The sequence below is a fragment of the Ignavibacterium sp. genome (genome assembly GCF_025998815.1).
Lineage (GTDB): Bacteria > Bacteroidota > Ignavibacteria > Ignavibacteriales > Ignavibacteriaceae > Ignavibacterium.
Genome location: NZ_AP026678.1, coordinates 2,199,314 through 2,211,289 on the forward strand (window position 1 = coordinate 2,199,314; position 11,976 = coordinate 2,211,289).

The 11,976-nt window shown below is 33.9% G+C and carries 12 protein-coding genes; 11 read left to right on the forward strand and 1 reads right to left on the reverse strand.

All coding sequences use genetic code 11. The features are described 5' to 3' along the window. The first annotated feature begins 50 nt into the window (after positions 1-50). The 11 genes from Q0X14_RS09550 to Q0X14_RS09600 all read left to right on the forward strand — a co-directional run bounded on the left by Q0X14_RS09550 (position 51) and on the right by Q0X14_RS09600 (position 10,743). Positions 51-674 (forward strand): hypothetical protein, encoded by a 624-nt coding sequence (locus tag Q0X14_RS09550; RefSeq protein ID WP_297837534.1) that lies wholly within the window; start codon positions 51-53, stop codon positions 672-674. A 72-nt stretch (positions 675-746) separates the two neighbouring features. After that, entirely contained in the window at positions 747-1,508 is a 762-nt protein-coding gene (gene bamD / locus Q0X14_RS09555; protein ID WP_297837537.1) for an outer membrane protein assembly factor BamD, read from the forward strand. Between the two features lies 1 nt (position 1,509). Beyond that, entirely contained in the window at positions 1,510-1,983 is a 474-nt protein-coding gene (locus Q0X14_RS09560; RefSeq protein ID WP_297837540.1) for an acyl-CoA thioesterase, read from the forward strand. Next, positions 1,925-4,072 carry a VCBS repeat-containing protein gene (locus Q0X14_RS09565; protein ID WP_297837543.1) on the forward strand — a complete coding sequence of 716 codons (2,148 nt, stop codon included), beginning with the start codon at positions 1,925-1,927 and terminating at the stop codon, positions 4,070-4,072. Before Q0X14_RS09560 ends, Q0X14_RS09565 begins: the two co-directional genes overlap by 59 nt. Next, on the forward strand, positions 4,069-5,736 hold the full coding sequence (locus Q0X14_RS09570; protein ID WP_297837546.1) for a T9SS type A sorting domain-containing protein: 1,668 nt from the start codon (positions 4,069-4,071) through the stop codon (positions 5,734-5,736). The genes Q0X14_RS09565 and Q0X14_RS09570 overlap by 4 nt, the downstream gene beginning before the upstream one ends. Next, positions 5,729-6,370 carry an ABC transporter ATP-binding protein gene (locus Q0X14_RS09575; protein ID WP_297837549.1) on the forward strand — a complete coding sequence of 214 codons (642 nt, stop codon included), beginning with the start codon at positions 5,729-5,731 and terminating at the stop codon, positions 6,368-6,370. Before Q0X14_RS09570 ends, Q0X14_RS09575 begins: the two co-directional genes overlap by 8 nt. Beyond that, complete coding sequence (locus Q0X14_RS09580) at positions 6,367-7,032, forward strand: heme exporter protein CcmB (RefSeq protein ID WP_297837552.1); 666 nt, start codon at positions 6,367-6,369, stop codon at positions 7,030-7,032. The genes Q0X14_RS09575 and Q0X14_RS09580 overlap by 4 nt, the downstream gene beginning before the upstream one ends. 32 nt (positions 7,033-7,064) lie before the next feature. Continuing rightward, positions 7,065-7,769 (forward strand): cytochrome c biogenesis protein CcsA, encoded by a 705-nt coding sequence (gene ccsA, locus Q0X14_RS09585; RefSeq protein WP_297837554.1) that lies wholly within the window; start codon positions 7,065-7,067, stop codon positions 7,767-7,769. Between the two features lies 1 nt (position 7,770). Beyond that, a complete protein-coding gene (locus Q0X14_RS09590) occupies positions 7,771-7,920 on the forward strand; it encodes a CcmD family protein (protein ID WP_297837556.1) in 150 nt (49 codons plus the stop codon). After that, the gene (locus tag Q0X14_RS09595) at positions 7,910-8,302 is read left to right on the forward strand and encodes a cytochrome c maturation protein CcmE (protein WP_297837559.1); all 393 of its coding nucleotides are present in this window, start codon (positions 7,910-7,912) and stop codon (positions 8,300-8,302) included. The genes Q0X14_RS09590 and Q0X14_RS09595 overlap by 11 nt, the downstream gene beginning before the upstream one ends. 41 nt (positions 8,303-8,343) lie before the next feature. Continuing rightward, positions 8,344-10,743: a cytochrome c-type biogenesis CcmF C-terminal domain-containing protein gene (locus Q0X14_RS09600; protein ID WP_297837563.1), complete on the forward strand. Its 2,400-nt coding sequence runs from the start codon at positions 8,344-8,346 to the stop codon at positions 10,741-10,743. A gap of 63 nt (positions 10,744-10,806) precedes the next feature. On the opposite strand, the gene Q0X14_RS09605 is transcribed toward Q0X14_RS09600, so the two are convergent. Beyond that, entirely contained in the window at positions 10,807-11,967 is a 1,161-nt protein-coding gene (locus Q0X14_RS09605) for a KamA family radical SAM protein (protein ID WP_297837566.1), read from the reverse strand. Between the last annotated feature and the right edge of the window lie 9 nt (positions 11,968-11,976).

Consider the following 11,976-nt stretch of genomic DNA (forward strand, 5'->3'; position numbering starts at 1 on the left):
TTTTTCAAATGCTTGAATAGAATCTGCATTCTTATGATATTCGCAGTGTGATGAAAACGAAATTAAATAATACAGCCGGATTACGAAACTTTTCGTTCCGGCTTTTTTTATTTCTTACAATCTCGGGTTTCATTTCAGCTTTCGGTCAATCAAAATCAAATCTTGAAATATTTTTTGCTCAGATTGACTCAGTTGGAATGCAAGTTCGGCAAAATGTTCAGGATAAAAATTTACCTTTAAAACTTAATTTTCTTTCAAGTCCTGAGTATTCAATACTTGAAAATCGTTTAACCTCATTTTTTGTAAAGAATAACTTTAAAATCTCAAGAGAAGAATCTTCTCAGCTTTTAATAAATTTTACTATTACTGAAGCAATTGTAAAATACAACGATTCTTTTCGTGATGGTTTGTTTGGCGATATTCTTGTTGAAAGAGAAATAAATCTTAACGGGAATTTCTTAATTCCGGATAAAAATTATTCCAAAGATTTCTCTTACAGTTATACCGACACCATTAAATATGATCAATTAAATGAAATTGAAAACCGGGCATATCCTTTCACTCAAAACAATCATCCTTCCGAACCATTCTTCTCAAGTTTGATTGAACCGGTGATTGCTATTGGAGCAGCGGCAACAGCTGTAATTTTATTCTTCACAATCAGATCCAAGTAGAAATTTTACCTTTGATGCCTCTGCGATTTTAATTATAATTGTGCAGTTTTTTAATCAATTTTAAAGAATTTTATGCTGAAGAAACTATTAGTGTTTGGCTTTTTAGGTTTCATTATAACTTCCTGTTCAGGTTCATTGGATACCTCAAATCTTACTGCCGAGGAAAGATTGGCTCATTCCAAAAAACTTTATGAAGATGAGGACTACGAAGAAGCTGCAAAAGAATTTGAAGCTTTGTTGTTGCAATTTCCCGGTAGTGCAGTTAGCGATGATGCTCAATTCTATCTTGGGATGACAAGATATAAAAGAGGTGAATACATAATCGGTGCATACGAATTCAGTAAACTCATCAAGGGAATGCCTACAAGCGAATTCGTTCCTGAAGCTCAGTATATGCTGGCTGAATGTTATTATCAGCTTTCTCCGGATTATTCATTAGATCAGAAATACACAAAAAAAGCTATAGAAGAGTTTCAGGTTTTTATCGATTTCTTCCCTCTCGACAGCAAGGTTGCCGAAGCAGAGAAAAAAATTAATGAAATGAATGATAAACTTGCCCGCAAAGAGTTTGATACCGCAAGAATTTATGAAAAACTTGAATACACTAAAGCAGCATTAAAGTATTATGACAATGTGATGGAAATTTATCACGACACAAAGTACGCTCCGCTTGCACATTACAATAAAATTAATCTGCTAGTAAGTAAGAACAGAAACCAGGAAGCACTTGATGCTGCTAATTCATTTCTGCAGAAATATCCGAACGATTCAAATTTTTCTTCGGTAGAAAAAATTAAAGCATCGTTGGAAAGTAAAATCTCAGCAAGCAACTGATATGACAGCCAAACCTGTAAGTGATTCACAAATTGTAATGACTGAACTTGTGTTGCCTAATCATACAAATCAGCTTGGTAATCTTTTGGGCGGACAGCTTATGCATTGGATTGACATCTGTGCTGCATTAAGTGCTGCAAAACATTCCAATCGTGTTTGTGTCACTGCTTCGGTTGACAGAATTGATTTTCACCATCCGATAAGACTTGGTGATGCAGTAACACTTGTTGCTTCAGTAAACAGAGTATTCAGAACATCTATGGAAGTTGGTGTTAAGGTTTATGCACAGAATTTTCGCGAAGGTACAAAGATTCATACAAACACAGCTTATCTCACTTTTGTTGCCGTTGATGCTGAGGGCAAACCTGTTCCCGCTCCGGAAGCAATTCCTGTATCGGAAGATGAAAAGAGAAGATATGAAGAAGCTCTTATCAGAAGAGAAAACCGACTTAAGACCCGCTCACATAAGCAGTAAAATTCTTTTTTTTATTTTACTCTTTTCCTCAACTTCATTCAATCAGATTCCCATAAATGGTTTCTGCAAACTCGATAAACTTTCTGCACCGGAAGGTTATAACAAAATTTTCTCGTTCAACTATAACAAAGATTCTTATACTGACTTATTACTTTTTAATCCTCTTAAAACAGAAGCATCTCTTTTAACAGGTGAACAGAACTTAAAATTTTCAAAGCCAAAGACAATTAAGTTTCCTTTTGAACCAGCTCAATTCAAACCTGTTTATGATTCTCTTTTTCAGATTTCTTATTATGCTTTCACATCAAGAAGAAGCAGATTGTTTGGAACTTTGACATTCAATGAAAATGGGAATCCAACAATTATTCAGTCTGTAAAATTAAATTCCTATCCGGAGGTCATTGATGAAATTGATCCGGATAACAATGGCAAACCAATCTTTCTTGTTGGTGGAAAATCATTCGATGGGATTTCCATATTCAACTCATCAAATGAAAAACTTGAAGAAGAAAAAATTATTTCCGGTACTTCATTTTCATTTGCTCAATTCATTCATCTTAACAGTGATGATATAATTGATATCATCGCATACAACTTGTTTGAAAAGTCATTATTCTTCTTAATAAATAACGGGAGAAACGAATTTAATGTTTCAAGAAAAATTCAACTTGATAATCAGATTAACTATCTGCACATTTTTGATATAAATCTGGACTCTTTCAAGGATATCATTTATTCAGATGAAAATGGAATAAAAATTTTATTCGGCGACCCGCTTTATCTTTTTGAAAAAAGTACTTCTAATTCGACTAATTACAAAGTTGATAACATTGCAATTGCTGATTTTAATCACGATGGTCTTTTTGATATCCTATATTCATCAAATGAAAATGGAATTGTGTCTGCATTGTTCACAAAAAATCAATTCTCCTTTTATGAAGAATTGATTTATCTCCAGACTTCAACTTTATCTGATTTAATTCCATTCTTTACCAAGTTTATTTATGGTGCTGTTTATCTGAATGAAGCCGGCGAAATAGGAATCTTGTCAGAAGTTAATTCACTAAAAGATGATATTACTATATCGCTTGCAATTCTTCCTGAAGATATAATTGATTTTGATTATAACAACAATGGAATAAATGACTTTGCCTTTATTGATAAGAAAGATCGTCAGTTAAAATTCATTTTAAGAAATAATGTTGGAATCCCTGCTTATTATTATTCAATAAAACTGTTTGGCGATAACAATAGAATTTTGTTTTTCGATCAGGAAAACAGTAAAAAAATATTTTATACTTATTCATCAAACCAAAAACTGATTGAAATTCTTTATGTTGATTTTTCAAAATTTAAATTCAGCAGAGAGAATTTATATGTTGATGGTGAACTTCTCGATTTAATGGTAACTTCTTCACCCGAATCAAAACCAAACCTTCATATCCTTATAGAAAAGAATAAAAAACTTAAGTACGGTGTCTATACATTTTCTTCTATCAAATACATTTTTATTAGCTATCCGGAAGTTCCTGAAAACTGGTTTGATGCATTAATACTAAATCCATACAAAAATCAAATTGCATATTGGGCACAAACTCAAAATCAGTATCAGCTTATCTTTAATGAATTTTTAACTAACAGTAATAAAAAAGAAATTATATACAGTATCAGTACTGAAAACAAAATAAAAACCTATTCCACCAAAGCTTTATTATCCGAAGATTTGTTTCTTTTCTCATCAGTCATCGAAGACCGCACAAGAATAAGGTTATTGATGTTTGATCAGAATATTGCTGTATTTTCAAGAAAAATTTATGAAAATATAAAAATGAAAAATTCTTTGAATAGGATAACAAACGGTAATCATATATCTTTTGGAAATGATAACTTATTATATTTTTATAATGAAGGTTTGAAAAATTTTAACAGAGTTTTTGTTAACAGGTATTATAACAGATTTAATATTGTAAGAATTTTTGAAGATATAAACATTAAAAAATTTCTCGTTACAAAACTCGATACAAGGAATAAACATCTGGTTTATATTGACGCAGTTGACAACTTAATTAAGGTGAAAAAGATAACTTGACAAAAAAAATTTTCTACATATTTCTGATTATATTTTATCAGGGAATTTTTGCACAGGAATTTACAAGAAGTCAGCTTGACTCGTTGTACAATCGATTTCTCTATGTTAGAAGTGAGAATAAAGTTGAGTCCGAACGACCATCTGATTTTAATGAACAGCCGGAGAAGTGCGGTCTTGGTTTCGTAAATACAATTGTTCTGAATATTGATAAGTTCTTACCTGAACAACAAGCTATTCTGAAAGTTCTTCTTCAACGACCGTCTTTGCAAACCAGCATTGTTACGCCCAAAGGATATTTCAGAATACATTATGATCAAACAGGTACCAATGCGCCGGGATATTCTTTAACTGAACTCGCAGCGGCTCTCGATTCGGCTTATGAATTTGAAGTTAATTTTCTTGGTTATCCTCCACCACCACCTGATAATGGTGCCGGAGGAGATGACAGATATGACATTTACATACTTGATCTTGGCGGAAGTTATTATGGTTATACTCAGTTCGAAGATCAGATTGGTAACGGAAAATATTTAACATTTACTGTAATTGATAATGACTATCAGGGATATTTCTCAACAGGAATAAACGGAGCACGAGTTACTGTTGCTCACGAATTTCATCACGGTATTCAGGCGGGAAATTATATTTACCGCGATTCAGATTTATTCTATTATGAAATTACTTCGACTGCAATGGAAGAATTTGTATTTGATGATGTGAACGATTACTACGCTTATATGCCTGATTACTTCAATAATCCCACAAGAGCTTTTGCACAGAACAATGGTTACAATCTTGCAATCTGGAACATTTTTTTGAAAGATAGATTTGGGTTTGATATTCTGAAAAGACAATGGGAACTGCTTCCTTCGGCAAGAGCATTAAATGCAATAAATATTAGTCTTAATGAAAAAGGTTCAACATTCCGGAATGAACTTAACAGATTTGGTGTGTGGACATATTTCACCAACTATCGAACATTTCCCGGAAAATATTTTGAGGAAGCAGCTAATTATCCTTTAATCAGAACTACAAGTCCGATGGCATTTACTCCACCATCAAAATCTTTTACAATGAGTACAAGACCAACAACCAACTATTTCCTTAAGATTGTTGATGGAAGAGACACACTAATCTCAATCATTTCAAACTCAGATATTATTTCCGGAATAGATAGCGTAAATAATTCTTTTGGTTTCGAATACATACTTTATAGCGACACTTCTGTTGCCGACAGAAAATTAGCTGACAAATATTCAGCTACATTAAATGCATCTCCTCAGAATTTCTGGAGTGCTTCTGAAGTATTGAATAATTTTGTTGTTAATGGTGATTCGACTTTCAAAATTTTTGGCAACGATAAAGAAACCTTTGCATTCCCCAACCCTTACAGATACAGTAAAAAATATGGTTTGGGAAATTTTGTTTACTTTCAAATTCAGGCAGAACTTGGTGATGAAGTTGATTTAAGTATTTTCACAACTGCAATGAAACTGGTTTATAATTCAAAAGAATCTGTTTCATTTCTGCCGAACGGTGCCAAAGGAATTAAATACGAAGTAAAAGATTTGGACAGAAAGCATCTTGCATCTGGAATTTATATTTACACAATTAAAATTCAGGATAAAACAGTTACAGGAAAGTTTGTAGTATTTAATGAGTAACTATTCTTTAGAAGTAAATCAACTTACCAAATATTTTGGCAGAAGACTGATTTTCAGTAATCTAAATTTCAGATTTGTTGATAGTGGTATATTTGGAATTTCAGGTCCAAACGGCTCCGGTAAATCAACACTTGTGAAAATGCTTGCCGGAATTATTGGAGCTAACAAAGGTGAAGTAAAACATTTTCTTGATGGGAAAGAAGTTTTACCTGAAAAGATTCACAACCATATCGGATTTGTTTCTCCTTATCTGGTTTTATATGAGGAATTTTCCGCCGAGGAAAATCTGCTGATGTTCGCAAAAATCAGAGGTGTGGAATACGACAAGTCAAGAGTTGATTATCTCTTTGAAAAATTTTTGCTTCTGAAACGAAAAGATGATTTAGTAAAAACTTATTCATCCGGAATGAAACAAAGACTGAAATTTATTTTTGCACTTATGCATTCACCTCAATTAATTATTCTTGATGAACCGACATCAAATCTTGATGACGAAGGTAAAAATTCAGTTTATGAACTTATTCGTGAAGAAGGAAAAAAGAACATAGTTTTAGTAGCATCAAATGAAAAGAACGATCTTGATCAATGCACAGAAACAATTTTTCTTGAGAATTACAAACAGTTAAACTCATGAATTCAAAAGCATATAATCTTTTCCTGAAAGACTTCAGATCTGAACTTAGAACAAGATATGCTATTAACGCACTTGCAATGTTCATAATAGTAGCAATCAGCGTTATTCTTTTTTCAATTGGTAATGAAAAGATAAATGAAAATTTAACTGCTGGTTTGTTTTGGGTAGTGATTTTTTTCACCGCAATGAGTGGACTTTCAAGAGCTTTCGTTTCAGAGGAAGAACGAGGAACAACTTTAACACTTCAGTTGATTGCTTCACCAACAACAGTATTTTCAGGCAAACTGATTTTTAATGTTATTCTTGTTTTCGCAATGAATGCCATTATTGCTTTGTTGTACGGTGCTCTATTCGAAGATTTTATAATTAAGAATTATCTTTTATTTCTTGCAACTTTTGTTTTAGGAAATATCGGATTAGCTGTTTCTTCAACAATAATTGCAGCGATAATTGCTAAAGCCGGAGCGAAAGGAACTCTTTATCCGGTACTTTCTTTTCCGATTTTATTGCCTTTAATTTTAACTTGCGTTCAATTAACATTGTTCTCGTTCGATGGCACAAGCTTTGAAAAATCCAAGTTTGAATTGGCAATTGTTGTTAGCTATGATGTGATTATGATTACTGTTTCGTATCTTTTGTTTGACTTTATTTGGAAAGAATAACAATTTTTAACAATAATTAAATAACTAATCCTATGATCTGGAAAATATTTTTATTTCTGTTATTGGCTTTCGTCTCAGTGGCTGGAATAGCATTTCCCATAGTTGAGAAGCCCTCTGCGTGGTATGAATTTCCATTCATTCCCGGACTTGAGGAAAATGCAAAAATTATATTTTTCCATGTTCCAACTGCCTGGGTAACTGTTATAGCATTTTTAATGTCAACCATTTTTAGTTTCAAATATCTGAAGAACAAAAATCTTGATGATGATTTAAAATCATATGCAGCTGCTCAGCTTGGAATTATATTCTGTATACTTGCAACAGTAACTGGTGCAGTTTGGGCAAAGTTTGCGTGGGGAGCTTTCTGGAGCTGGGATCCAAGACAAACGAGCATTTTTGCTTTATTGTTAATTTACGGTGCGTGGTTTGCTTTGCGCTCTTCAATCGAATCTGAAGAAAAACGCGCAACACTCTCTTCGGTTTATTCAATAATTGCTTTTGTTACAGTTCCTTTTTTCATTTTTGTTATGCCAAGAATTATGACAGGACTTCATCCTGGTTCTGCAGATGATACTAACGCTGGTCCTGTTGTTAACTTTAAGATGAACTCAAATATGTTATTGATTTTCTTTTTGTCTCTGATTGGTTTTACAATTTTATATTTTTGGATGTGGCAGGTAGGTTACAAATCACTTATTTATAAAGAAAAAATTCAGAAACAATTTATAAGAGGTTAAATTGGAAGAATTTCTATCAAAAAATGCAATCTATATTGTTATGATTATCGTCCTGATTGTTTGGACAGGGATTTTCTTTTATATGTTGAATCTTGATAAAAGAATTAAAAATGTTGAGAAAGAAATAAAAGGAGAGAAACATGAAAAATAAATATATCTTCGGTGGTGTAATCATTGCATTATTCCTTGGAATAATGGCTTATCTATTCACCCAAAGCAACATCAAATATGAAAGTGATTTTTCGGTTGTAAAAACAACTGATAAAACTGTTAAAGCAACCGGAAGCTGGGTAAAAGAAAAAAGTTATGAAATGAATAATGAAGCACGAACTTTCACTTTCTTTATGAAAGATGAAAAAGGAAATGAAATGAAAGTTGTTTATGAAGGTGCTATGCCTAACAACTTCGAGTCAGCCACAAGTGTGGTTGTAACCGGAACATATAAGAATGGATATTTTCATGCTAAAGACATTTTAACAAAATGTCCAAGTAAATATCAGGATCAGCAATCAGCTCAAACTTCAAGTATGTAAAACTTAAGGGGAGATGATAATAAAATCAGAAAGGATATTTTATGGTTGGCAGTGTAATACTTTCACTCGCTCTCGTTTTCAGTATCATCTCAATGGTACTTTATTACCTTACATTCAAAGGTTATAACAACACATTAAATTTTGCACGGGTATTTTATCACGCAATGGCAATTTTTGTTATTGCCTCTTCTACTTTTTTGTGGTATGCAATCTTAACTCATCAATATCAGTATAAATATATTTTCAGCTACAGTAATAACTCTCTTTCAACAGGATTATTGTTGTCTTCTTTCTGGGGCGGACAAGAAGGAAGCTTTATGTTATGGTTGCTTCTTACTGCAATTATTGGAGTAATACTTCAATCTTATGCTTCCAAAAGAGGTGATCTTGAACCGAGAGTAATGACTGTTTTCACATTAGCAACAACCTTTTTGTTGGTAATGGTTTCTCCCTGGTTCAAAAATCCTTTTGAATATATCTGGGTTACTCCGGTGTTTATTGAACTGAAATCTATAAATCCCCAATTTCTGAACATGCCTTTTATTCAGAATTTTATTTTCTCTGATCAGCAGACTGGTGGAAGTTTTGTTCAGATGAGTAAAGATTTGTATGCTCAATTAACACTTAGTGGAATTTCGGTAAACGACTTCATAATAAATGGAAGAGGATTAAATCCTCAGTTACTAAATTTCTGGATGCAGATTCATCCGCCAATTTTATTTATCGGTTTTGCAATGGCTACAGTTCCATTTGCATTTGCCTTAGCTGCCTTAATGAAAGATGATTACAAGGAATGGATTAACCAGGCATTCCCTTGGACACTTGCAGGTACCGGAATTCTTGGACTTGGAATTATGCTTGGTGGTTATTGGGCTTATGAAATGCTTGGTTGGGGTGGTTATTGGGCTTGGGATCCGGTTGAAAACTCCAGCTTAATTCCCTGGTTAATTGGTGTTGCAGCAATTCACACAATGCTTGTGCAAAAAAGATCTCAGCAAAAAGGTGAAGGAATTGGAAGATACGCCAAGACCAATCTGATTCTCAGCATACTTGTTTATGTATTAGTTCTTTATAGTACTTTTCTAACGAGAAGCGGAGTACTTGGTGATGCTTCAGTACATTCTTTTGTTGATCCTGGTATGTTGGTCTATTTGTTCCTGATAGTTTTTATAAGTTCATTTGCTCTTCTTGGTTTCGGAATGATTGCTTACAGATGGAAAAGTTTGAATCAGCAGGCACCGCAGGACGAAGGTTTACTCTCGAGGGAGTTAGCTCTTTTTACAGCTGCTGTTGTTTTATGCGCTTCAGCATTGATTGTGTTTGTTGGAACTTCTTCACCATTGTTCGGACAGTCAGTTGATGTTTCATTCTATAACGAGATGCATGTTCCTCTTGCAATCATTGTGGGATTACTGAATGGTATTAGTTTAATTCTCAAATGGAAAAACACCAGTACAAAAGAATTAATTAACGGCTCGCTTCGTGCTCTTGCCATAAGTTTATTGATTACTGTGCTTATTGTAGTCTTTGGTGGCGTAACAGATATAATGATGATACTTCTTACTTTCGCTTCAGCTTTTGCTTTAGTTGTTAATGCTGAGATTGCAATTAATATTATTCGCAAAAATCTTAAAATGCTCGGAGCTTATCTTGCTCATATTGGATTAGCAATTTTCATTCTTGGAGTCATTGGCTCGGCTGCTCACAGTACAGAAAAGACAATTGATCTTGTAAAAGGGAAACCCGTCGAAGCATTTGGCTATCAGATGGTATTTACCGGTTATGAACCCATAGAAAATGGAACAAAGTACGCTTTCAAGATAAAGTTGAATAAAGATGGAAAGGAATATTCGGCTGCTCCTGTGATGTACATTGCAGAGTATAACAATAGCTTGATGCGCGAACCATCAATTCTTGTTATGCCAACGAAAGATATCTATATAGCACCGCTTGGTTATGATGAAGGAAGTGGACAGACAAAAAATAATTCCATCAGTATTGCAAAAGGTGAAACGGCTGATTATAACGGAGTTAAAATAACTTTTACAAAGTTCAATATGTCACCCGATGTTATGAAAGCAATGCAGGAAGGAAGAGATTTTCAGATTGGAGCAGTGATTACAATCGAAGGAAATGGCAAGAAGGACGAAGTTGAGTTGCTGAGAAAACAAAGTGGTGGTGAAGTTGAGTTCACAGCTTACGAGTCAAAAGACCTGAATTTAAAATTACAGTTAGCTAATTTGTCAGCAACAGGAATAGAGCTTATTCCTTCATCTTTGGATTCTCAAACAGAAACTAAAGTTGAACAAAAACAGGAAGTGCTTACTGTTAATGCAAGTGTGAAACCTTTTGTAAGTTTGGTTTGGATTGGTGTTCTTGTAATGGTAATGGGATTCTTTGTTGCTGTTGCAAGAAGATTAAAAGATTCTTTAATAGGGTAATAAACATTTAAAACAAAAAAGGAGTGAGAACATCACTCCTTTTTTTATGACTAAATTAAATTATCAGACTTCTTCTAAAACAGGTACTTTAACAATTCTTCGCGGTTTGAATTCCTCTTTTTTAACTTTACCATTCTTTCCATTCTTCTTAACCTTAGTTCCAAACCCTTCGGGATTATTTTTATCAGCATAATTTTTATAAGTATAAATTTTATTCTGGTAGTTTCTGAGAATAATTTTTTCTTCATCATGATGAAGAACATAATTTGGAACCAAAGGAATTTTTCCTCCACCGCCTGGTGCATCAATTACAAAATGAGGGACTGCTAATCCTGATGTATGACCTCTTAATGCTTCAAGAATCTTTAATCCGGTTTCAACTGATGTTCTGAAATGATTTGCACCTTTGGTCTCATCAGCCATATACATATAGTAAGGTCGCACTCTGATTTTAAGTAACTTCTGAACCAATTCCTTTACTACAGCAGGATCATCATTAACACCTTTCATAATAACCATCTGATTACCCATTGGAATTCCTGCATCTGCCATCATCTGGCATGCTTTGGAACTCTCGGGAGTGATTTCCCAGGGATGATTAAAATGTGTGTTGCAATAAATCGGATGATATTTCTTTAACATATTTACCAGCTTAGGCGTAATGCGTTGAGGCAATACGCAAGGCATCTTGGAACCAAGACGAATAATTTCAATATGAGGAATTTGTCTTAGTCGCTGAAGAATTTTTTCAAGCATTGCATCAGTAAGCATCAATGGATCGCCGCCTGATAAAATTACATCACGGATTTCCGTATGCTCTTCAAGATATTTGAATGCACTTTCTAATCCCTTCATAGAAATTTTTTCGTGGTCACCAACTTTTCTTTTCCTCGTACAGAAACGACAGTAAATACCGCACTGGCTTGTAACAAGGAATAATGCTCTGTCGGGATAACGATGTGTTATATTTGGAACCGGGCTCATTGCGTCTTCCATCAGAGGATCTTCTTCTGCATCAAAATCCTCTAATTCTTTTTTATCAGGAACGCACTGCAACCAGATTGGATCCCCTGGATAACGGATTAAGCTTAAGTAGTAAGGATTAATACGGGCCTGGAAAAATCCATCGAGCTCTTGAGCCACTTTACGGTCAAGGCCGAATTTTTCAACAAGTTGGTCAACAGTGTGAACACTGTCCCGTATCATTTGCTGCCAAAGTTCCATAACGAATCC

Bases quoted from the DNA above. Each gene is read 5' to 3' on its own strand.
- Q0X14_RS09550 (WP_297837534.1), top strand. From the start codon at position 51: ATGAAAACGAAATTAAATAATACAGCCGGATTACGAAACTTTTCGTTC.
- bamD (WP_297837537.1), top strand. From the start codon at position 747: ATGCTGAAGAAACTATTAGTGTTTGGCTTTTTAGGTTTCATTATAACT.
- Q0X14_RS09560 (WP_297837540.1), top strand. From the start codon at position 1,510: ATGACAGCCAAACCTGTAAGTGATTCACAAATTGTAATGACTGAACTT.
- Q0X14_RS09565 (WP_297837543.1), top strand. From the start codon at position 1,925: ATGAAGAAGCTCTTATCAGAAGAGAAAACCGACTTAAGACCCGCTCAC.
- Q0X14_RS09575 (WP_297837549.1), top strand. From the start codon at position 5,729: ATGAGTAACTATTCTTTAGAAGTAAATCAACTTACCAAATATTTTGGC.
- Q0X14_RS09580 (WP_297837552.1), top strand. From the start codon at position 6,367: ATGAATTCAAAAGCATATAATCTTTTCCTGAAAGACTTCAGATCTGAA.
- ccsA (WP_297837554.1), top strand. From the start codon at position 7,065: ATGATCTGGAAAATATTTTTATTTCTGTTATTGGCTTTCGTCTCAGTG.
- Q0X14_RS09595 (WP_297837559.1), top strand. From the start codon at position 7,910: ATGAAAAATAAATATATCTTCGGTGGTGTAATCATTGCATTATTCCTT.
- Q0X14_RS09600 (WP_297837563.1), top strand. From the start codon at position 8,344: ATGGTTGGCAGTGTAATACTTTCACTCGCTCTCGTTTTCAGTATCATC.
- Q0X14_RS09605 (WP_297837566.1), bottom strand. From the start codon at position 11,967: ATGGAACTTTGGCAGCAAATGATACGGGACAGTGTTCACACTGTTGAC.